The 22,977-nt window shown below is 46.8% G+C and carries 22 protein-coding genes; 19 read left to right on the plus strand and 3 right to left on the minus strand.

Translation table 11 applies throughout. The features are described from left to right. Positions 1–123 precede the first annotated feature (123 nt). Positions 124–2,388: an FAD-dependent oxidoreductase gene (locus tag NST33_RS11960; RefSeq protein WP_339307976.1), complete on the minus strand. Its 2,265-nt coding sequence runs from the start codon at positions 2,386–2,388 to the stop codon at positions 124–126. 152 nt (positions 2,389–2,540) lie between these two features. Between NST33_RS11960 and NST33_RS11965 the strand changes: the two genes are divergently transcribed. The 12 genes from NST33_RS11965 (at position 2,541) to NST33_RS12020 (ending at position 15,525) form a co-directional block, all read left to right on the plus strand. Beyond that, positions 2,541–3,308 carry an AraC family transcriptional regulator gene (locus tag NST33_RS11965; protein WP_221825077.1) on the plus strand — a complete coding sequence of 256 codons (768 nt, stop codon included), beginning with the start codon at positions 2,541–2,543 and terminating at the stop codon, positions 3,306–3,308. 198 nt (positions 3,309–3,506) lie between these two features. Further along, the gene (locus NST33_RS11970; RefSeq protein ID WP_221825075.1) at positions 3,507–5,327 is read left to right on the plus strand and encodes a histidine kinase; all 1,821 of its coding nucleotides are present in this window, start codon (positions 3,507–3,509) and stop codon (positions 5,325–5,327) included. Positions 5,328–5,350: 23 nt separating this feature from the next. Beyond that, complete coding sequence (locus tag NST33_RS11975) at positions 5,351–6,202, plus strand: helix-turn-helix domain-containing protein (RefSeq protein ID WP_221825073.1); 852 nt, start codon at positions 5,351–5,353, stop codon at positions 6,200–6,202. A 168-nt stretch (positions 6,203–6,370) separates the two neighbouring features. Continuing rightward, positions 6,371–7,687 carry an ABC transporter substrate-binding protein gene (locus NST33_RS11980; RefSeq protein ID WP_339184350.1) on the plus strand — a complete coding sequence of 439 codons (1,317 nt, stop codon included), beginning with the start codon at positions 6,371–6,373 and terminating at the stop codon, positions 7,685–7,687. A 209-nt stretch (positions 7,688–7,896) separates the two neighbouring features. Beyond that, positions 7,897–8,778, plus strand: a complete 882-nt coding sequence (locus NST33_RS11985; protein ID WP_221825068.1) for a sugar ABC transporter permease — start codon at positions 7,897–7,899, stop codon at positions 8,776–8,778. 82 nt (positions 8,779–8,860) lie between these two features. Beyond that, the gene (locus NST33_RS11990) at positions 8,861–9,691 is read left to right on the plus strand and encodes a carbohydrate ABC transporter permease (protein ID WP_036671041.1); all 831 of its coding nucleotides are present in this window, start codon (positions 8,861–8,863) and stop codon (positions 9,689–9,691) included. 189 nt (positions 9,692–9,880) lie between these two features. Then, positions 9,881–10,429 (plus strand): glutathione peroxidase, encoded by a 549-nt coding sequence (locus NST33_RS11995; protein ID WP_339307980.1) that lies wholly within the window; start codon positions 9,881–9,883, stop codon positions 10,427–10,429. A 65-nt stretch (positions 10,430–10,494) separates the two neighbouring features. Continuing rightward, a complete protein-coding gene (locus tag NST33_RS12000; RefSeq protein WP_339307982.1) occupies positions 10,495–11,358 on the plus strand; it encodes an AraC family transcriptional regulator in 864 nt (287 codons plus the stop codon). Between the two features lie 136 nt (positions 11,359–11,494). Continuing rightward, entirely contained in the window at positions 11,495–11,749 is a 255-nt protein-coding gene (locus tag NST33_RS12005; RefSeq protein ID WP_221825065.1) for a hypothetical protein, read from the plus strand. 145 nt (positions 11,750–11,894) lie between these two features. Next, complete coding sequence (locus tag NST33_RS12010) at positions 11,895–12,494, plus strand: nitroreductase family protein (RefSeq protein ID WP_074094703.1); 600 nt, start codon at positions 11,895–11,897, stop codon at positions 12,492–12,494. Positions 12,495–12,588: 94 nt separating this feature from the next. Then, entirely contained in the window at positions 12,589–14,220 is a 1,632-nt protein-coding gene (locus NST33_RS12015) for an S-layer homology domain-containing protein (RefSeq protein ID WP_339307984.1), read from the plus strand. A gap of 387 nt (positions 14,221–14,607) precedes the next feature. Next, positions 14,608–15,525 (plus strand): NAD(P)/FAD-dependent oxidoreductase, encoded by a 918-nt coding sequence (locus tag NST33_RS12020; RefSeq protein ID WP_221825063.1) that lies wholly within the window; start codon positions 14,608–14,610, stop codon positions 15,523–15,525. Positions 15,526–15,636: 111 nt separating this feature from the next. Here the strand turns inward: NST33_RS12020 and NST33_RS12025 are convergent, their stop codons facing one another. After that, positions 15,637–15,852 carry a hypothetical protein gene (locus NST33_RS12025; protein ID WP_221825060.1) on the minus strand — a complete coding sequence of 72 codons (216 nt, stop codon included), beginning with the start codon at positions 15,850–15,852 and terminating at the stop codon, positions 15,637–15,639. A gap of 244 nt (positions 15,853–16,096) precedes the next feature. Here NST33_RS12025 and NST33_RS12030 point away from each other — a divergent pair, with 244 nt between their 5' ends. The 5 genes from NST33_RS12030 to NST33_RS12050 all read left to right on the plus strand — a co-directional run bounded on the left by NST33_RS12030 (position 16,097) and on the right by NST33_RS12050 (position 19,527). Beyond that, a complete protein-coding gene (locus tag NST33_RS12030) occupies positions 16,097–16,450 on the plus strand; it encodes a DUF3243 domain-containing protein (protein WP_036609024.1) in 354 nt (117 codons plus the stop codon). A gap of 546 nt (positions 16,451–16,996) precedes the next feature. Then, positions 16,997–17,563, plus strand: coding sequence for a hypothetical protein (locus NST33_RS12035; RefSeq protein WP_221825058.1), 567 nt, complete (start codon positions 16,997–16,999; stop codon positions 17,561–17,563). Between the two features lie 157 nt (positions 17,564–17,720). Then, complete coding sequence (gene cyoE, locus NST33_RS12040) at positions 17,721–18,578, plus strand: heme o synthase (protein ID WP_339184361.1); 858 nt, start codon at positions 17,721–17,723, stop codon at positions 18,576–18,578. 239 nt (positions 18,579–18,817) lie between these two features. After that, positions 18,818–19,300, plus strand: a complete 483-nt coding sequence (locus tag NST33_RS12045) for a tetratricopeptide repeat protein (RefSeq protein WP_339184364.1) — start codon at positions 18,818–18,820, stop codon at positions 19,298–19,300. 29 nt (positions 19,301–19,329) lie between these two features. After that, on the plus strand, positions 19,330–19,527 hold the full coding sequence (locus NST33_RS12050; RefSeq protein ID WP_221825053.1) for a hypothetical protein: 198 nt from the start codon (positions 19,330–19,332) through the stop codon (positions 19,525–19,527). A gap of 45 nt (positions 19,528–19,572) precedes the next feature. Here the strand turns inward: NST33_RS12050 and NST33_RS12055 are convergent, their stop codons facing one another. Further along, positions 19,573–20,448 (minus strand): LysR family transcriptional regulator, encoded by an 876-nt coding sequence (locus NST33_RS12055; protein ID WP_221825050.1) that lies wholly within the window; start codon positions 20,446–20,448, stop codon positions 19,573–19,575. 165 nt (positions 20,449–20,613) lie between these two features. Here NST33_RS12055 and NST33_RS12060 point away from each other — a divergent pair, with 165 nt between their 5' ends. Together NST33_RS12060 and NST33_RS12065 are read left to right on the plus strand one after the other, a co-directional pair. Continuing rightward, complete coding sequence (locus tag NST33_RS12060; protein ID WP_339307988.1) at positions 20,614–21,561, plus strand: DMT family transporter; 948 nt, start codon at positions 20,614–20,616, stop codon at positions 21,559–21,561. Positions 21,562–21,749: 188 nt separating this feature from the next. Then, a complete protein-coding gene (locus tag NST33_RS12065) occupies positions 21,750–22,781 on the plus strand; it encodes a LacI family DNA-binding transcriptional regulator (RefSeq protein ID WP_221825045.1) in 1,032 nt (343 codons plus the stop codon). Positions 22,782–22,977: the final 196 nt, after the last annotated feature.

Here is a 22,977-nt window from a genome sequence, read left to right on the forward strand (position 1 = left end):
CAGTTCTCGTTCAGGAGTGGAGAATCTTATACATATGACATGTTTAATTCGTACCGTAAATATCCAACGTATATGTTGAGCAGGACCATAATCAGTTAACAAAATGAATACGCTCAGAGTCCTCTACCGTGTAGCTTGCCCGTAAGTCCGAATCTCGATCAATTCCGCATACCTGCTGCCATTAGTAGCATCAATGATTACTCTAAGCGCTTGCACATACACAGGTGTATCCAAGGAATGGATGACTTTTCTTCTGCGGTTTTCCGATACGTTTATAATCTCGATCCACTCATCAGACGGATTCAATACTTCCACTCGATAATCGCGTACAAGTTCAGGCATGACGCGGAATGTGGTGTGATGGTGATGTAAATTAACCAGATCCTCGTTCACATCATCATTAAACGTCAAGTGCAACTCAGCCAAGGTTTGTGGCTCTTCCCATGTCAGTTGTACCCATTCTGGCTTGCCAGACTGCATCGGCTGTGACATCCACTGCTGCGGACCACCAAAGGGGCGATGGTAACCGTTGATCGTGTTGTCCGCTGTATAGGCCGTGGTCTCAGAGAGGGTACGACAGCAGAAGGGCTGACGCGCCAACCCTTGCATGGACCATAATACGACAGGCTGATCTGTGGCGTGGTCCTCCAGATTTTTGGACACGTGGTTTTCTTCTGTTTTGAAGAAGATCAGCACGCCGCTGTGTGCTTCTGTCGAATGGTAGAGTGAGACGGCTTTGTTGGAGCGGATGATAATAAAAGCATTCTGCGGTTCTTCCGGTCGCCATTCGAGCGGCAGCTTCACCCACTGCGCAGTTCCTGTTGTAACGTTAACAGTCGCCGTAACTTGTAACAAATGCGGGACGTAGTTCTCCTTACGCCTCGTATCCCACAGCTCTACCGTCAATGCGGTATCGCTGGATGCATCCAGCAGCAGCTCCAGGCCGCTGAGCATTGGATGCACAGGCAGCAGCAGTGCAACATCCGTACCCAGTGGGTACGTCTCGCCAGGCTGCTCCAGAGCGATGCCCGTCAGCGTGCTGGAGGCTGTAACCTTGGCACGCCGGGCCAGATCCAGCTCATCGTGGCTGCGCACCCCAATGATGGAAGCGTCCTGCCGCAGCAACGTCTGCTGCAGCACCGCCAGATGCCTCGCGTGCAGCTCGCGCGGCGATACCCCCATGGCCGCGCAGAGCGCTGCGCCCGTACCCGCGGCTTCGCCGATGACCGCGCATGTTGCCATGACGCGCGTTGTGCCGAAGGCGACATGTGATGCACTGATGTCGCGTCCGGCCATGAGCATATTCCGCACATTTGCGGAATACAACGAGCGGAACGGCACGTGATACACGCCATCGGCATGCATATGCTTCGAGCCGCTCGCTTCGGCATACATGCCCTGCGGAGGATGCAGGTCAATGGACCAGCCGCCAAAGGCAACGGCATCCGGGAACTCCCGCTGGCTGATAATATCGTTCTGGGTGAGCACATAGTCACCCGTGAAGCGGCGGTACTCCCTTTTGCCAGGCAGAGAACCAATCCACTCTAGCGTCATATGGTCGGCATCAAACTTGCCGGAATTCTTGATATAGTCCCAGATCCCGTAGATCACGGACCACAGTTCATCACGGATCAGCTCATTGTCATGAACGGTGTCATGTTCACCGCCCCATTCAATCCACCAGTAATGACAACCGGAATCCCCGCTGCGAATGACCCGGCGAATCGGAATGCTGGTCTGTGTAATATCCTTGGCAAAAGAAGGCGGGATATAACGGACAGGCGCACCAGCATCCTTGGTATAAAAGAGAAGTGTACTGCCCAGCGTGATCTGATCAGCTACCTCTGGTGCCCACTCTTCGCCATATTCGCTGCGGGCTTCCCGGCCGAGTGCAAACTTGGCACCTGCCAGAAAGCCAACCAATCCATCGCCCGTACAGTCCAGATAGATCTGACTTTCGAATCGGATTTTGCGCTCAGATCCCATCATCCACCCGGTAACGGAGGTGATCATGCGTTCATCTCCATCCCCAGTGGCCTCGACTTCATGTACATCCGTGTTCAGGTACAGGCTGATGTTGGATTCAGCCCGAACGGCCTCCAGAATGATCAAGTCCCAGAGATAAGGATTGCCCTCTGGATTACGATACTGATTCTCTACAAATAGTTCCCCCATGATGCCCGTCTCGCGGGCATAGCGGTTAATTCCGTGGGCGGTAGCGCCGCAGACCCACACGCGTACTTCACTGCTGGAATTGCCACCGAGTACAGGACGATTCTGTACCAGAGCGACATGTTGGCCCAGCCGGGCAGCAGATATGGCAGCGCATACGCCAGCAAGCCCGCCCCCGATGACGGTGATATCCGGTTTAACGAGTTCGTGCTTCATGTGAACACCTCTCTCATTGAATATGGATGAGCCTAAGCTCAGATTTCATATTTCATATCTATAATTTCATATTAGTTCTATATATTTACTTTTCAAATACACTATATTATCATCGAGCATATACTTTATTTCATAACAAAGGCAGGTGTGTCATGGACCTCCTTAATCACATCTACTGGAAGAAGAAAGCTGAATTTGCTCTGACAGAAGATATCTACGACGCTTGGGTGGTCTTTGCCGTTGAAGAGGGTGTATTTCGTTACGAGATTGATGGACAGAGCGGAGAGGCGGGTTTTGCTGATCTGGTGTTATGTCCGCCCCACGTTCCTTTTCGCAGAGAGACGGTAACCCCGCTGACGTTTCACTATATGCTGTTCCGTTGTAACTCCGCAGAGGATGAGCGTCTCCTGCCGCCAATCGGAAAATCCCTCATTAATGATACAAAGCGTCTGGCTTCAACATATGCCTACCTGCGTCAGGCGAGTGAGGACAACGATGATGCTACAACAGGATGGAAAACCCACTTGATGTTGGATTTGTGGCGGCTATATCAATGGGAGCGCAGACAGAGCAGGCTAATGGAAACGAAGTTCACGGAGGATGGCCTCATGGCTGAAGCGGCAGTATTGTTGGAGGAATGGGCGGGAGAGGCGGTCAGTCTTCGAACGTTGGCCGAACAGTTGGCTTTGAGTCCAGTCCAGCTCACCCGAAGGTTCCGGGAGGCCTTTCAAGAGACACCATCCGATTATCTGAAAGCGATTCGTCTCAAAAAAGCAAAAGCTTTGCTGGCAGATAGCCGTCTGACTCTCACGCAGATCGCTGAGAGATGTGGATATGAGAACGGATTTTATCTGAGCCGTGTATTTTCGTCCACCATAGGAATCAGTCCCTCAGAGTATCGGAAACGACATCAAGTATGAGGTAAGGGTCTCGTCCATCCAGCCTTCCATCCATTCACTCATTCATTTCTTGCTTACACCAATAGAACATATCTGTGTAGTTCACATGGATGCAGGCAGCGAATATCACAAATCCATGCAAATCATTCGACTCCGGCTGTAAATGGCAGGCAGGTGCTATAATGGGGTCATTAATTGTAGGGGAGCGAGCACTAAGGAATGAAGAAGCCAAATTGGAAGAGTTGGTTACCACAGCGGCTCAGATACCGCCTGTTCGGTGCATTTGTGGTGTTGATTCTTTTGCCGTTCAGTGCATTGAATGTCTACAATTATCAGCAAATTGAATCCCTGGTCGAGCAGAAAATCAGTGAGCAGAGTCATGAGCAGCTAGTCCAGATGTATCGCTCTCTGGAGGACCAGATGAGCATTGCCTTCAAAACGCTTATTTTTCTGGAACAGGATTCCGCGGTAAGAAATGTGCTAACCTCCCCGGGCAGTCGTACGCCGCTTGAGAACAAGTCGCTGGTAGAAGAAAAGTTCAAGATGATCAACAACAGTTTCTTCCTATATAATCCTTCGGTGTACTTTACCTTGCTGGATTTTCATGATAGCGTTTACACTTCGTATTTGCCCAAAAAAGCACTGACGTATGGCCCCTATCTGGAACAATTCCGTGAGCGTCTGGGGAAAATAACCATTCCAAAAGGCGGTGCGGATTCACACTCGCTTCAACCGGAAGAACTCTTCTATCGCTGGGATGCACGGGATTCCAACCCTGTGCTTAGAGAGTTATCTTCCAGCCCATATCTGTTGTCGCTGTATGCTTACATGAAAGATAGCGGCGGCAAGCGATACGGGCTGGCACGAATTAGCATTGATTATTCCTACTGGTTCCAGACCATGTTGAAGGATTCACAGAGTAACCAGGAGTATTACCTTATTACAGGTAGTGGAGAGACCATCACCAGTTCATCCAAAACAGCGGTGCTCTCCCCGGAGGTTACGCGTGAAATAGCTCTTCATCCGGCACAGGCTTACCTGACCGATCCAGCCTCGGATACGCTGATTAACTACGTGTACATCGAATCACTGGACTGGTATATGGTGAATCGCATTCCACTTTCCATCCTGTTTACAGAGATATCCGAGCTTAAACAACGTTACTTTCTGACCTTTTTTGGTTTCACAGGAGCATTTGTAGTGATGGCTTTTATGATCTCGGCAACGTTTACGCGCCCCTTGTCGCACTTACAGAACAAGATGAAGGAGGTTGTCCGCAAAAACCTCAAGATTCGTATTCCCGAAGGCCGCAGCCGTGGGGAAGTATTGGAATTGACACGCACGTTTAATACGATGCTGGATGATGCTAATCAGATGATCAACAGACTCAAGGCGGAGGAACGTCAAAAGGAAGCGGTACATTTTCATATGCTTCTGGCCCAGATGAATCCGCACTTTCTCCTGAATACATTGAATACAATGAAATGGAGCGCGATCCGCAGCGGGAATGAAGAGATCTCCGAGATGTGTGTTTCCTTGGGCAAATTACTGGAAGTCAGCCTGAATTCACAGGTCGAATTGGTATACTTGAAGGACGAGATTGAGTTGGTTCAAGCCTACCTTCATATTCAGCGGATTCGTTACCGCGATAGCTTTGAGGTGACTTGTGAATTTGACGATAAATTGGAGTATGCGCTCGTGCCCAAGCTGAGCTTGCAGCCACTGGTGGAGAATGCCATTCATCACGGTGTCGGGCCACTGGAACAACTTGGTCAGATCCGCATCGGAATTTACAGGCAAGACACAGGAAAGCTGATGCTGGAGGTGGCAGACAACGGAATTGGAATGGAGGAATCCCGGCGTCAGCAGATGACTCGCACACGTCTGGGGATCGGCCTGTCTAACCTTAAGGAACGATTGCGATTATTGTTCAAAGGCCAAAGTGAACTCGAAGTGATTGATACCAAGCCGGGGACATTAGTGAGGTTCAGCATTCCTTTTTTATTGTCGACGCCGTACGTACAGAAGCGATCTGACTAGCCGACTGGAGAGGGGAATCTGGCATGTGGAAAGTATTACTTGTAGAAGATGAGGTATTTGTACGTGAGTCGGTGCGAGAGATTATTTCCTGGGAAGAGCTGGGCTTCACGGTCATCGGAGAATCCGGTAATGGGACCGAAGCGCTGGCGATGATCATACAGGATACACCGGATCTGGTACTGACCGATATTGTCATGCCAGGTATGGATGGTCTGGAATTACTTAAACAGACCCGTCAGGCCGGGTTAAAAACCAAATTTGTCATGCTCACCTGTATGGGGGAGTTCGAATATGTACGCCGGGCAATGGAATACGGGGCATCCAATTATATTTTGAAACTGTCCATGAGTGTGAATTCACTGCGTGATACACTCCGTAAAGTAAGTGCAGAACTGGGAGCTTCAACTGAAGCCCGGACAGAGACAGATCATCATGAAGTGCCACCTTCCACACCGGTTCTCCCATCAACGCCTGATTTGCCTAATTCTCTTACGGTCTCTTCTGCGCCCCCGTCTGATACGGATCTTCCATTTACACCTGTTCGTGAGCCGATTGTGAAGCATCCGGAGATTAGCAAAATAATTCAGTATATCGGACAGCATTACGACCAGGACATTACCGTCAAATCCATGTCACGATATGTGATGATGGGCGAGAATTATGTGAGTGCTCTGTTCAAAAAGAAAACCGGTCATACCCTGATTCATTACCTGCATGGGGTACGGATGGAGAAAGCGGCTGAATACTTGCGTGAGACGGACCTTCCTGTACAGGAGATTGGTTACCGGGTAGGGTTCGGAAGTGATAATTATTTCATCAAAATATTCAAGCGTTGGACCGGTTGCACGCCCAGCCAGTATCGCCATCGTTCGTGACTCACAGGATGAGTAGAAGGAATATGTGTACCGAGTGCTCAGGCAAGCACAAGTAAATCCGCATTTTTGTTCAATCCGAATCATGGATATGTATCTTATGAACCCAGCAAGGTCCCTGCTACGATGTAACGGAAGGTACACTTCAATTCAGGGAGGTCATGTGACCAGATGAAAATCAAAAAAGGATTAACGGGGTTAATCGTAGGCGCGCTGATGCTGGGATTACTTGCCGGCTGTGTAGGTAAAAATGAGACGAACGGTGGAGATAACGGAGGTGGAGCGGCAGAGGGAAAAGTGAAGCTCACCATGTGGGGCGCGGTGCCGCCTGAGAATGGTCCACAGGAAGTGGTGGATACCTGGAATGCGGAGCATCCTGATATTCAGGTGGAATATGTGCGGTTTGTGAATGACGATGATGGCAACCTGAAGCTGGATACGGCGCTGTCCACCGGGCAGAACGTTGACCTGTATGTCAACTATACCCTTACAAATCTGGATAAACGCATCAAGGGCGGGACAGCGCTGGATCTGGGCGAGTTCACCGACTACAACATTGATGAGAAAATGGGTGAAGATGCGGCTTCCTGGAAAGTGGACGGTAAATATTACGGGATGCCAACCAAGAAAAACGCTGCCTTCTTCGCTTTAAATATGAAAGCGCTTGATCAGGCCGGACTGAGTGTACCGAAAGCTTGGACATGGGATGAAGCCCGTGAATATGCACTCAAACTGAAGACAGCTGGCTTCAAGTACGGATTGGTGCAGCATACCGCTTCCTATGTAGACCCGCTCGATTCCGTTCTGGTGAAGAACGGTTATGTTAAGGCAGACGGTTCTTCCAACCTCGATGATCCACTCGTTACCAAATGGCTGGAGACGTTGAACGGGATGATGAAGGAGGATGCAACCACGCCTCCACTCGGGGAGCAGCTGACTTCCAAAATGCCGGTGGAAAACATGTTCCTTGGCGGTGAGTCTGCCATGATTAATATCGGCGAATGGCTGATCCGTACATCCAACAATATGACTGAGTTCCCTCGGGATTGGAAAATCGCCTTTGCCCCTGTACCGAGACTGGCTGCAGAGGAAGCGGATATGGTGAAGAGTGGAGGACTGGGTGACTTTATTGCGATCAATTCCAAGTCGAAAAATAAAGAAGCCGCATGGGAGTTCCTGAAATGGTACGCCGATGGGGGAATGATGCCGATGGCTGCGGGTGGACGTTTGCCTTCCTCCAATGCGGTCGATCAGCAGACTGCCATTGATCATTTGCTTGGTGATTATGCTGATTCTTATGACAAGGAGTCACTGGAATTTGTGTTGTATGGTGACGAGACACCTACGTTTGTCCGCAGCATTGCGCAAGAGGTGGTTGATCTGCGTGCACAGGAGTATGAAAAATTCTTCCTTGGTAACCAGACTGCCGAAGTTACGGTACAGAACATGGTCAAACGCCATAATGATTGGCTGAAGCAGAATCAATAGATTGCAAAAGCATTAAGTCCAAAGGCCGTCCCCAATGGGGCGGTTTTTTCTATATAAGTAATAGAACAATTCCATGTTGTTTCCCTCCCGAAAGGCACTGCCGAAATACATATATCTGTGATATCAGGTACAGGGTTATGTTCCTTAAATGTTAGAGGACATCTTGTTATGCTTAATTCCAGAACAGATGTTAAGGAGTGGGGGAGCATATGCATAAATCCTGGATGAAACGGCAGAGCAGACTCGGGTATCTGTTTATTGGGCCCAATATGATTGGTGTGCTGGTGTTTTTTATTATACCGGCTGTCTATTCGTTCTATCTCATGTTCACTGATTACAAATTCATGAGCCCGGAGACGAATTTCGTCGGGCTGGACAATATCCGCCGGATGTTGAATGATGATCTGTTTGGCGTGGCGCTGCGAAATACATTTGTATTTCTGTTAGCGGTTCCGGTATCAATGGGGTTGGCTTTTATCGTGGCGGTGGCGCTGAACAAGTCGGTGTATTGGCAAAAAACGCTGCGTGCTCTCTATTTCATGCCCTATATCACCAGCGGCGTTGCCATCGCTTTTGTCTGGATGCTGCTGTTCCAGCCAACATCGGGGCCCATTAATGGCTTCTTGCGGGGAATCGGTATTACGAATCCACCCGGCTGGTTATCAACAACCGAATGGTCCATGTATGCGATTGATATCATCTGGATCTGGTTCATGTTGGGTTACAACATGATTATTTATCTGGCCGCTTTGCAGGAAATCCCGGAGGAACTGGTTGAGGCTGCACGGATAGATGGAGCCCGTCCCTGGCAGACGATACGCCAAGTGATCTGGCCGCTTGTGAGCCCAACGACCTTTTTACTGCTAATTACGGGACTGATTATGACCATCAAAAACTTTGGTATCATTCAAGCGATTACCCAGGGTGGGCCGGGGAACAGCACAACCGTCCTGTCGCTGTTTATCTACCAGAATGCCTTCCGCTACTACGAGATGGGCTACGCTGCTGCCATTAGCTGGGCACTCTTTGCCATCATTATGGTCTTCACTGTATTGCAGTGGCTTGGTCAGAAACGTTGGGTTCACTACTAGGAGAGGAGGGATCGTTATGGAGAAACAAATTGCCGCGAATGCAAAGCCTACAGCTCCACATTCACCTAAAGTTAAAGTCCGCATGGAGTCCTTGAGCCAGATTCGAAAAATCATACTGACACTTCTGATGTCCGGGTTTGCCCTGCTGATGATTATGCCGTTCATCTGGATGATCAGCACGTCGTTCAAATCTCCGGCGGACGTATTCACCTATCCCATCCAGTGGATACCCTCCAGCCTGAACTGGGAGCATCATATTAAGGTCTGGAGCGGGGCGGATACTTTTGCGACATATTATCTGAACTCGTTGAAAATATCGCTAATTAGCACGATCGGAGCTGTATTTCTCTCGGCTTTTGCAGCCTATGGCTTCGCACGGATTCAATTCAAAGGTCGGGAGACATTGTTCCTGATCTATCTCTCAATGATGATGGTGCCACCGCAGGTACTCTTTGTACCGAAGTTCCTGATGTTTGAATGGGTCGGCATATATAATACGCATTGGGCATTGATCCTGCCTGGGATGTTCACAATCTTTGGGGTGTTTATGCTGCGGCAATTCTTCCTCTCGGTGCCTTCGGAAATCTCGGAAGCGGCGTTCATCGACGGTGCTGGACACTTGCGTATATTCTTCAGGCTGATTCTGCCCTTGGCAAAGCCAGCGTTGGCTACACTGGCGATCATTGACTTCTCCTGGCACTGGAATGACTATGAAAATGCGCTTGTGTTCCTCATCGACAAAGACCTATACACCGTGCCGCTCGGACTGCAGAATTTTATTCTGGAGAATAATGTGGATTACAACGGCATGATGGCCGCTGCAACGGCAGGCATTATCCCGATGATCATCGTTTTCCTCGTGGGTCAGCATTATATCATTCAGGGCGTAGCCGGAAGTGCCGTGAAAGGCTGAATCTGCTGTCACTGTGATCCCATATAATAACCCTTTTGCTGAACGAAGAGATTTTCGTGGCAGAAGGGTTTTCTGTGGTGAGGGAGAGTAACTTATCTTGCGCGATACAATAGTTCAAACTTCGTATATAATTAACAATGACATATGATGCTGTATGACTACATAACTATCGCGAGGTGCACTAGACTTATGCCAACCATCTACGACTTTACCGTAACCAGAACCAGTGGAGAGCGTTTCCCGCTCTATCAATATGAAGGAAAACCTGTGCTCATCGTAAACACGGCAAGTAAATGTAAATATACGCACCAGTTTGATGACATGCAGAAGCTGTATGACCAGTACAAGGATCAAGGGCTTCAGATTATTGGTTTCCCGTGTAACCAGTTTGCAGAGCAAGAGCCTGGAAGCAGTTCGGAAGCGGAATCCTTTTGTCAGATTAACTATGGTGTGAAATTTCCGATGTTCTCCAAACTGGATGTGAATGGAGAAGCGGCGCACCCGCTCTACGACTTTTTGAAAAGATCAGGGCCTTTTGCTGGCTTTGATGAAACAGATATACAGGCCAAATTATTGAAATTAATGATGGCTGAGAAGGCACCAGAATGGTTACACGGCGATGCAATCAAATGGAATTTCACGAAATTCCTGATTGATGCAGAGGGTCGTGTGGTCAGACGCTTCGAACCTATCGACTCCATCGACGAGATTCAAGAGAGTATTAAACAGCTTCTATAATTTCACTTTCATATATCCTACAGGGGCATGACACAAATCGTTTCCCTCTTCCGAACAGGAGGTGCATGAATGTGCCGAGCATGATGCAATTTAGTGCTTCACTGGAGTATAGTTACCGATCCACTAGCACGTTTAACCCAGGCAAGTCAGATGGATTCCATTCACATCCACATTATGAGATTTATTATTTTCATGATGGAGAATGTACTTACATCATAGGGGACCGGGTATATAACCTGGAGCCGGGTGATCTGGTGCTGATGCATGGCTTGACTCTTCATCGACCACATCCGAAACCAGGCAGTGCTTATGAGCGAAGCACACTGCATTTTGATCCGTCTGCAATCCGCAGCAGCCTGCATCCAGACCGTATGGCTGAGGTCTTGAGGCCATTTGAAGAACTCAGAAATTGCCGGGTCAATCTGAAGGGAGATAGCTGCTTTGAATTCGAAGCTCTATTGCATGATCTTCATCGTCTGTCTCAAAGTCAGAGCAATTTCAGGCAAGAGCGAATGAATGTCAGACTGTGTGATCTGTTGTATTTTGTAGCAGAGATCTGCCAGGGTGATGTCCAGGAACAACTTCCCTCATCGGAGAGAGAGCGGCATGTCCAACACATTATTCGTTATGTGGATACCCATTATATGAAGGACATTGGTCTGGATGATTTGGCACTGGAATTACATCTGTCCAAGCCATATCTGGCAGGCATGTTTAAGGAAATGACAGGTTTGACGATATTCAAATATCTGTATGACCGCCGTATCAATCAGGCGAAGCTTTTGTTTCAGTTTCAGCCTGAGATCACCGTGACAGAAGCAAGTCGATTGTCCGGTTTCAAACGCCTTTCGCATTTTAGTCGGATGTTCAAACAAAGTGTGGGATGTTCGCCTGATCTGTACCGTACCCAATTGCATCGCCAATCATAGAAGTCTTGTTTGAGCTGACCAGCTTGTCTGGTTGGCTTTTTTTGTTGATTTTCGTTTGAGGAATGCATACCACTGTGTTTAGAGGACACGCAGAACAGGTAAAGAAAGGTAATGAACCTAGAGGAGGCGAATATGAATGAAACAGCGCACACCGGATCAGAATAACAGCGATACCCATCAGGAGCAATCCCGTGACAATCCTGAACAATATAAGACAGAGCACGAAAGTCTGCTTGACAGATATGAAGAAGAACAGACTGTAGATCCAATTCCGATGGAAGATCTGAATATGGAGGCTCAGGAAGAGAAGAATAAAGACCAGACAAAAAGCAACTCGTCTACTGAAGAGAAATACCGGGCGGATTATCGTAAAAAGACGGGCGAAGGATAATTTCAATTGCTGTATTGGGCAAACTTGTTGAATTGTTTTCGGTGAATGTATATTTAGTGAAAATAAATTAGTTTGTTGACTAATGTATGTTACTATATTATAGTTACTGTGTTGGCAATTGAAAAAAATTGGGAGGCGATTAAGAATGACAACTTTTTTTGATGCGTTGAAAAACAGAAGATCTTATTATGGGATCAGCAAGGAATCTACAATTTCGGATGCTAAAATCCAGGAAATCGTAGAAGAAGCGGTGAAATATACACCAACTTCCTTTAACTCACAAACATCCCGTGCCGTTGTATTGCTCGGTGAACAACATGATAAATTGTGGAATCACACAGAAGAAATTTTGCGTGAAGTGGTAGGCAATGAAGAAGCCTTCAAATCCACAGCAGAGAAAATGACTGGATTCCGCAGCGGATATGGTACGGTTCTCTTCTTCGAAGATAACAATGCGATCGCACAGCTTCAACAAAATTTTGCAGCTTATGCAGATAACTTCCCAATCTGGGCTAACCAATCCAACGGCATGTTGCAACTGGTAATCTGGACTGCTCTGGAACAAGAAGGTCTGGGTGCATCTTTGCAGCACTACAACCCGTTGATTGATGAGAAAGTGAAGCAAGAATGGAGCATTCCTGAGAACTGGAGATTGATCGCTCAGATGCCATTTGGTAAACCAACGGCAGCACCGGGTGAGAAAGAATTCCAACCCATTGAAGAGCGCGTAAAAGTACACAAGTAAGCTTCGCATTTCCCAACATTTAACCACATACGGCCTCGCTTTAATTTGATACGATGATAGTTGATCGTAATCCAATGAAGCGAGGCTTTTTGATGTGAATAATAGATTAAAAGACATAACAAACCAACGGATATGGAAAATAGCTTTATGCGGGTTATTAACACTTGGATCGGTGGCTGGATACGGCTCTACCGTTCAGGCTGCAAGCGTGCAGCAACAGTTTCAGGATACGCACACCAGTTACGCTAAGGATGCCATTACACATCTGGTGGCCAAAGGTATTGCTGCCGGTACGTCAGAGACTACGTTTGAACCGAAGAAAGCCGTTACTCGTGCAGAGTTTGCGACGTTTGCGGTTAGATTGCTAGGTTTGAAGCCCGTTAAAAATAATATAAATCCCTATCAGGATATAAGCATGAATGCTTGGTATTACGGCAACGTTGCTGCCATGACGAATCTTTTTATTTTGGAGGGTAAGGGTCAGGGAACTTTCCAGCCTAATGCTTCCATTACGCGTGAAGAAGCGGCTGCCCTTCTTGTGCGGATGTTAAAACAACAACCCGTAGAGACATCACTCTTATCTTCAACGTATTTTGACGCAGCGGATATCTCGGACTGGGCACGTCCTTATGTGCAGACAGTATATCAACTTGGACTAATGCGGGGAAGCGGAGGCGTGTTCCGACCACATGACCAGGTAACGCGGGAAGAAGCAGCCGTCATGCTTGATGCCATTTTACAAAAGAAAACATGGTCTGAGCAGTTACAACGTGGGGACGAACTTGGCGTTCAGCTGGGCTGGCAATATAACTCCACTACAGCTGAGTTCAAGAAGCAAGTGGAACAGTCTGAAGTGAATACGCTTGTCCCGCGCTGGTTTTTCCTGAACAGCAGTATGAAAGTAACTGATCACGCAGACCCTGCATTGATTTCCTGGGCATCCGCCACCGACAGGCAGCTATGGCCATTACTTGGGAATCGTTCCGATTCGGCACTTACGCATCAGATGTTATCCAGTTCGGCCAACCGAGCGGCAGTGATCTCACAGGTAGCCGCTTATGTCAAAACCTATAAACTGGACGGCATTAACGTGGACTTCGAGAATGTCGATCCTGTGGATCGTGAAGGATTAACGGCATTTGTCACCTCGTTGACGGCAACGTTGCACGCACTGGGTGCAGTTGTCTCCGTGGATGTATCGCCAGACCTGGGTACAGATTGGACGGATGCATTTGATTATGCCAAGCTGGGCGCTGTATCGGATTATATGGTGCTGATGGGATATGAGGAACACTGGAATGGTGATCCAAAAGCAGGGTCTGTGGCCTCTCTTCCATGGGTGGAAAAAGCTTTGGATACCATGCTCTCCGAGGTGGTACGTGCCAAAACAATTTTGGCCCTTCCGTTATATACACGGGACTGGTCTTCCGTTAATCCAGCAACCAGTTCTTGGGACATTACACTGGCAGAGCAGGGAATGCGTGCGCATGCTACGGGATCTGTAAGACGATGGGATGCAACTCTGGTTCAATATATTATTGGGTACAACAGTAACGGTATGCCAAGATATATATGGGCAGAGGATAGTCGTTCTTTATCAGCCAAAGTGTTAATGAGTGAGCAACGGCAAATTGCTGGACTGGCTTACTGGTATATGGGCGGCGAAACAGCCGATGTATGGAACGCCATTTCAAATGCTTCGCGATTTGAATCGTATAACTTCTAAGTAATCATAAATCTTATAGGCCCAAACTCACCGTGATTCCTACGGATGGTTTGGGCCTGTTTATTTTGGTATAAGATAAGGAATAAGAGGAATCGTTTAAGCTTTGCTGAACGGTTTAATGTATAGAAGGACAAAATATATATATATTGAGCTAAACATTTACACAAAACGGAGAGGACAGAACGAATCTGAAGAAGCGAAGCGTGCGCCTAAAAGCTTTCTGAAAGAAAGCTGCATCGAAAGCATACGCTTATCCCCGGATTTACCCTTTGTAGAAGGTATTAAAAAAATCTGGGGATAACAGCGATCGGAAGGTTGTTCTGTCATCGGAGTGACCAGTGTAAATATTCTTTAGTTCAATGTATATAGTTCAGGAGGAGAAGGAGCATGCGAGAGGTTGATTGCATAATAGTAGGTGGAGGGCTCGCAGGGCTTCAGGCAGCCATTCAGCTTGGACGTTATTCAGCTCATCAGGTGTTGGTAATCGACGCGGGAGAAGGCAGATCGACGTTGTGCCGGACTTATCATAATATCCTCGGTTTCCCCGATGGGGTATCCGGTGAAGAGCTTAGAGAACGAGGCAGGATGCAGGCAGAGCGGACCGGTGTATCTTTTGAGAAAGATCGTATTGTTAAAGCAGGACGTCATGGAGAGAAGATCCAATTGTTCGGTACTTCAGGAACTGAATATAGGAGCAAAACCGTGTTATTGGCAACGGGGCTCACGGATAGAGTTCCGGACATTCCGGGACTAACCCCTACGCTGGGCCGAACCGTGTATGTCTGCCCTGATTGCGATGGTTATGAGATTCAGGATCAACGTACGGTACTGTTGGGATCTGGTGAAGCAGGTGCCAATATGGCAATGATTTTAATTCAGCGTACGAATGATCTGTTATATATTAATCATGAGCAGGCCCCCATATCTGCAGAGCTGCATCGCAGCATGAAAGAGGCGGGAGTGCGTTATCTGGAAGCGGCTGTCCAGGAAGTGCAACAGATTGAGGATGGTCATATCACCGGTGTTCTGACCGAAGATGGACAGATCTTTGAGTCGGAGCGTGGATTTATCGCATTTGGAGGCAATCGTGTACACTATGAACTGGCGGAGCAGCTTGGAGCTGTAATCGCAGATAACAAACATGTAGAAGCTGATCCACGCAGCTTGCAGGCAGCGACTAATGTATGGATTGCCGGGGATCTGGGCCTGCACGCAGAGCAAGCAACTGTTGCGATGGGTGAAGGTTCCATTGCCGCGATCTGGATTCATAAGGCGTTACAGCAAATGACAAAGGATTCACGTTGAAATGTACCTCTGGATAAGAGGCTGATTATTCAATTATTACCAAAAAGTCCTCCCAAGCCATGCGTATGGCAGGAGGATTTTTTGAGTTATCTTTTGCTAGGCAGAAAAGCATTACGCTTGTTTGTCTGATGAAGCCGTTGACTTGGAAGAAGAACTCTTGTCCTTCGAGTCATGTGAGAAATCTTTGCGAATGTTGTCCACGATATCACCAACCACGCCTTCGATCATATCGGTTGGTCCGGGATTATTTTTGTCTGGATGGATAACGGTATTTACTCCTGGTTCAAGTTCATCGTTTGTCTTCTCATGTTTTGTTTTATCACGCATGGGAAATCCCTCCTGGTTCGATATTGTATAAGGTGTTCATTAACATATCCAAACACCGTTACGTATATGTAAACGATTAACCGCTGTAGTTCTTTTGAAACGTGTACTTGCTCATATATAGAAGATATACAGAATTGAACGTACTGATTAAAGTTCTGCAATACGTTTATATTATAGATAACCAGTGAGTATTAAGTTTAAAGCTCCAAACCAATAAACAACTATTATGCAGGAGGTTATTCAAATGAATGAAGAAAATCATGTAATCCATAAAGATGGCCAGGTTTCAACGGACAAGGTGGACAATGCAATCGAGAAGATTGCGCCGGAAGAAAGAGAACAGATTCTACAGAACTTTGATGCATTCAAAGAATACCTGGGTAAGCGAATTGCCATGGGAGAATCGATTGGACTAAGTGAGGAGCAGATGGCCAAAATTGCCGAGAAAGTAGCGGATTATCTGGCAGCTCGGGAGGAACCCCGGAATCGTGAAGAAAAACTGCTTCAGGAGCTGTGGAATGTCGGCAAGGAAGATGAACGTCACATGCTCGCTCATATGCTCGTTCGTTTGGCACAAAGCTCCACACCCAATCATTAAGATTAACATCTATGCGGGAACCTGTGACGTCTTATTCAAGGGTTTGAAAGTCCCGCAGCAAACTAAGGAATCTGAGACGCGCTATATTGGTATAAACGGCCATTAATTTCGTGTTTCAGGGAATTTTGGCAAATAACGTGTCTCATGTTCCTTTCAAAATAAAAGGAGCGCCAGAAGAGCAAAAAAGACGTCCTCGGCTCCTTAGTTGTCTGGACCATTCGTCAGGACGAGGCAGCTTGGACTTCAAGATGTTTTGGACACAGACATCCTTCAACGTATCACTTGCCTGAGTTTAAAAGACACACCCTAGTAAAGAACCTCTGAATGGCGATGCCTTCATTGGTTCTTTGCTGTTTACGGAGACTATAGACAGAAGTAATGACGCGCATTGTAACTATTTTTAATCTGGCTGATACTTTTATAATCCCTGTTCTAAGTATGATAGGAAAAGAAAGAACGTTGGAATTAATAGTTCACATGAACGTTTGAGAAGCAAGACTTCCGGTTAAGGAATAATAACGTTCATATTAAGGAGAGATGTTACCTATGAAGAACGCGACAAAACAATGGAAACTACGAATGATCGGTGCAGTTGTTGCTTTACTTGGTATGATTGTGCTGACTACATATTTACTTACCCCTGCGAATGCTCAAGGTAGTACGGATGCTCAACAACCTTCTGCGAAAGAAGCTCAAGTTGCAAACTCCGAGATGTTTACAGCCTATGTTGAAGGTATGCATATAGAAGACGGCAAATTGTTTATGACAGTGGACAAGATTGGCTGGTATCAGGGTGAAGAAGCCGATGCAATTTTTGCACAGCGTAATCCAGAAGCAGGTATAGACGGTGCTCCAGATGGTTACTATATTGTCAATGACAGCAAAGAGCAGGAACAAGTTGAGGTTAGTGCCAATGCTGAAGTGTTGATGCAGTTGTATGATCGGGATGGTACGATGCAGGGCGTAGACATTCAGTGGAACGAACCCGTGACATTATCCAAGTTCGAATCGTTGTATGAGAATACCCGTATTCTTGATCTGTCCGTATTCCCGTATCATCTGACGGTGCAGGATGGAAAAGTGACTAAAATTGTGCAACAATACATCCCATAAAATAAGATGAAATTCATCATTCAAGCATTCCTCCTGTTCATTGGAACGGTGAGGGATGCTTTTTGGTTATGACAAATTCATGAAAGCGATTGTAATTAATGGTAGGTACATGTATCATTATTGGAATGGCGTTTTTACATAGTTCAGGAGGAGCCTCATGCTTAAAGACATGATTGCATTAACTAAGCCCGGACTACTAAGGTTAAATGTGTTTGCGGTGGCGGTAGGATTCTGGGTAGCTTCAAAATGGGATATCAACTGGTTATCTCTGCTCATGGTCGTGATTGGATCAACTTTGGTTATTGCTTCAGCTTGTGTAATCAACAATTATTGGGATCGTGAATTGGACCAAAAGATGGAGCGCACCAAAAAAAGGATGGATTACATCAACCATCTGAAGCCAGGGTTTGTACTTGGCTATGGCATTATCCTGGGTGTTGTGGGACTAGCAGTACTGTATCTCCTGGTGAATCCGTTATCAGGCTGGATGGCACTGCTTGGGTGGTTCGCTTACATCGTGATTTACACGATGTGGTTGAAACGCAGTTCGACGTGGAGCACGTCGCTGGGTGGAATTGCGGGAGCGATGCCGCCTGTCATCGGTTATACGGCTGTAACCAATGAGATTGATGCAGGTGCCTGGTTGCTGTTTGCACTATTATTCTTGTGGCAGCCACCACACTTCTGGTCATTGGGTATTCGCCGGGTAGAGGAGTATCGCGCTGCGGGCTTCCCGTTGTTGCCAGTGGTTAAAGGGGTGAAACGCACAAAGTTTCAGATGATTCCTTATGTTTTTCTGCTGCTTCCTGCTGTATTTCTGTTGTATTATTACAACTACGTAGGTCTGGTATTTCTGATTGTATCTCTGGTCGGTGGACTGATCTGGTTCGTGCATACACTTAGCGGACTGAAGACACAGGATGATGAGAAGTGGGCAAAAGTAAACTTTCTGATCTCGGTTAATTATCTCATGCTCGTATTTATTGTCATGGTAGCAAATACGGTATGGTCTTAATTAGACGATGAACAGATCATTTTCAGAGAGATTTCACCGTTCTGTCATCGAAGTGTCCAGTGGAAATATGCTTTAGTCCATTTTTTATAACAAGCTGCATCGAATGAAAAAGCACACGATGGAATAGCGTTTGGACAACCTTAAGTTGTTACAACATATTCTCTGGGGTGCTTTTTTGGTATAATAAAACAATTGAATCATATATGTGGAAATTATATTGCAAGATGGGAAGTGACAGCATGAGTAATTTGGAACAGGCCGTACGATGGAGACAAGAAGGCAAGGTGCAGGAAGCGATTGAACTACTGCAAGAGATTACAGTCCAGGAACCCGAGAATGCCAATGTCTGGTATCAGCTCGCTTGGGCACATGATTCGCTTGGGTTAGAGCGGGAGGCTGTCCCGCATTATGAGAAGGCACTAAGTCTTGGACTTTCTGGCGAGGACAGAGCAGGTGCAATACTTGGACTAGGCAGTACATATCGAACGCTTGGACAGTATAAGCAGGCGAAGGTTTGGTTTGAAACGGGCATGAAAGAATTCCCGGCGTACCGGGAATTTGAAGTTTTCTATGCCATGGTGCTCTACAATCTGGGTGAACATGCAGAAGCGATGCAAAGACTGCTCGTGCAACTTGCGGACACATCAAGTGACAAGAGAATCAATGACTATAACAGAGCAATCCGTTACTACGCAGATCAGCTCGATCGGGTGTGGGAATAGATCGAATACACAGAAAAGGGGATGTATGAATGAACTCCAATCAAGAACTGAAACAGGTAAATGAAAGATTGGATCAGATTGAGCAAAAGCTGGATAACCTGGGAGGCAACCAACGGAACAAACGCTCACCTGGCGTACGCTTCCTGATTGGTTTTGGCATCACGATTGCGATTATATCTGTACTGCTGCTGACTCTTGGTGTTATCCAATTTGTGAGTATCGGATAGGAGAAAAGGATCATACAGAAAAAGGTAGTGATTCTCCACATTTACTTACATAGCCTGGCCGAGCCACTGTTGCACCTCTTCTATAAAACGTCGCGTAGCGGGCGATAGATTACCCAAAGATGGGCAGGCCATGCCAATCGTACGATAAGGATCTCCAGTGAGTGGCACGAGCGCGAGTGAATCATTATGATTTTGAAGTACCATTTCCGGCAGCAAACTGATTCCGAGACCATTCCGGACCATCGCCATGATGGCTTGATCCTCTGCAACTTCATAGACGACATTAAGCTTGGCTGCATGCTGCCGGATCAGTCGTTCAATCTCGTTATCTCCGCCCCACTTGGGCAGAATAAAGGGTTGCTCCAGCAGAATATCAAACGAAACAGACTCCTCTGAGGCGAGAGGATGATCCAGAGGCAGGATACACATCATCCTGTCTTTTTGTAATGGGATCGTCTCAAAAGGTGATGAATCACCGAGGGACAGAAATCCGAGATCAATGGCACCTCCAGCTAGCCAGCCCTCAATCTCAGCATAATCGCCCTCCCACAGTTTGATCTCAATTCCGGGATGACGCAGGCGAAATTGTTTCAGGATGCCGGGCAACCATTGTGTGGAGACACTTGCGAAGGTACCAATACGCACCGTACCAATCTCCGCTCCGCGAATGAGGGAGATTTCCTGGTTCATCAGTTCCGTCCAGCGCAGAATCTCACGGGTGTATCCCAGAATGCGTTCCCCTTCAGCGGTAACCCGTACACCGGAGCGGCCGCGATGGAGCAGTGAAAAACCACATTCTGTCTCAAGACTTGCGATGGCATGGCTGACTGCGGATTGGGTGATATTCAGAGCTTCAGCTGCTTTGGTGAGACTGCCATATTCCACAACGGTATTTAATATTTCGTATTTGATCAGTGACATGAATGGTTCCGTTCCTTCCCATTTCTGATGCATGAATTTGTTTCATATAATCCATTATAAATATTCATTTTTATAATGCAAAGAGATCGTTTATACTTGCCAAGGCGAGTTAGTTTGACGCACGATCACACAGATCAGAATACATAGAATGAAGGTTGAAGCAAGATGAATGGTGTACAGGTTAATCAAGGTCAGACAACAAGAAGAGCGGACATACAGATGCTGCTCGCAACGGTTATATGGGGATCTTCCTATCTGTTTATGAAATCGGGTCTGGAGTCCATGCAAGAATTGAATCTGGTCGCATTTCGTTTTGGAATTGCCTTTATTGCCGCAGGACTTCTTTTTCATCGGCGGTTGTTTAACATGGATCGCAGAACACTTGTGGCAGGCGCTATTATGGGGACAGCTTTATTCGCTGCATTTGTATTCATCACCTATGGTGTGCAACGAACCACGACATCTCAAGCGGGATTCCTAATAAGTTTGGCCGTTATTTTTGTACCGATCCTGACGACGATCCAGCATCGTCGTATGCCAGATAAACGATTGACGCTCAGTATCCTGCTTGCAGTTACCGGTCTTGGCTTGCTGACGCTTCAACATCAGCTTAGTCTGCACACGGGAGATATTCTCTGCATACTAGCAGCACTTGTGTATGCCATCTATATCATGATTGCTGGCAAGTTCACACCGAAGCATGATCCATTAACATTAGGGACAGTTCAATTGGGTGTTGCGGCGGTGTGGGGAATTGCAGCTACATTTATGCTGGAGACGCCACGTATGCCCGATACGGCTGAATCCTGGGCAGCCATTCTCGGGTTAGGTGTTTTGTGTAGTGGCTTGGGGTATATTCTGCAGACACTCGCGCAGCGTCATGCCTCTCCTACAAGAACAAGTCTGATTTTTTCACTCGAACCACTATTTGCAGCGGCCTTTGCATTTACCTTTCAAGGAGAGTCGCTAACGTTGCAAGGGTATGCAGGAGCAGCTTTGATGTTGGCCGGTGTTCTGATCACAGAGATCAAACTTCCACAGCCTATCTTCTGGCGCAGAAAACGCCCGGTTTTACAGTCGGAACTCGGCGATCAGGGAGCACCAAGTGTATAATTGGAGGACAAAGGGTCCTTTCGTCATCTTCTATGAAGGTGGGGAGAGGGCCTTTTTGGTTATGTCATACACCTTGTGAAACAGGTAAACAGCTACCTAACAAAAACGGGAATAACATAACCTTGTTTTGTTGATTTTTGTTTTTTATGCTACACTGAATGGAAAATTAGGAAATACGGGTGAGTAGGATGGCCAAAAGAGTAACGATGCAGCAAATTGCGGATGCTGCAGGGGTGTCCAAATTCGCAGTCTCCCGTGCGCTGACAGGCAAGCCTGGTGTGAGTGAGCATACACGCGAGATGATTGTCAGAACGGCGGGGCAGCTTGGGTATTTCAGAACTGAGCCTAAGCGTTATCCGGGGGAGACACAGATATCAACGGGGATGAAGCCGGAAGCGGAGCGACAAGGCACCATATTGATTTTGTTTCCCAACATTCGTTCTCAGAATCGAGCTTCCTTATACTGGGGGCCTGTGTTTGATGGCATTTCTGAGAGGCTGAATGAGAAGGGAATGGATATTCTAACGCTGACAGAACCCTCTTCAGATCGGATGTTCTCGGTCCTTAATCCCGACGCAATCAGCGGAGTCATTACCGTGGGCACCATCTCGACATCGGTATTGCTTGAGATTTACAGGCTGCGTATTCCGCTTGTCATGGTGGATCATGAAGACCCTGCCATATACGCTGACTCGGTTTTTACGGACAATATGAAGTGTATGAAAGAACTGGTTCTGATGCTCGTTGGAAAAGGGTATAGAAAGTTCCAGTTTGCCGGGCAACTGCCCGATGCGGCAAGTTTTAGAGAACGCTGGCTTGGATATCGTACGGTGCTGGAAGAGAAGCAGTTGGAGGGGGAACAGCAAGAAGGATTGCTGGGACCAGAGTATGATGAGATCCGGAGATCCATTGCTGAAATGGAGCTGGAGGATATCCCTGAAGTATTCGTGTGTGCAAATGACCATACAGCTGTCATTGTCATTCAGGCACTCCAAAGTCGAGACATTCAGGTGCCTGAACGCTGTGCTGTAACCGGATTTGACAATACGCAGACGGATGAACCCATTCTTGCTTCGGTACATATTAACAAAGAGAATCTGGGAACAAGAGCAGTAGATCAGCTGTTGTGGCGGATCAAACATCTGGATGAACCTTATGAACGCAAGCTGATCTATTCGGAATTAATTATTCGTGATGAATATAACGCCAGTATAGAGTAATGTGATATAAAGTTGATGAACTATTCTAACAATGAACATACGTGTAAATGAAATCAGGTGAAAGACATGGAGAGGTTGGAGCTTCATGTCTTTTTGTTATGCAGAAACCATTTAACAAATTAAATTACAAAACAGATTGACTATAAGAAGTAAATCGTGTTAATTTTGTTTTGTAAGTTATTTGTTTTTATAATAA

Source organism: Paenibacillus sp. FSL L8-0435 (assembly GCF_037965655.1).
Classification (GTDB): Bacteria; Bacillota; Bacilli; order Paenibacillales; family Paenibacillaceae; genus Paenibacillus.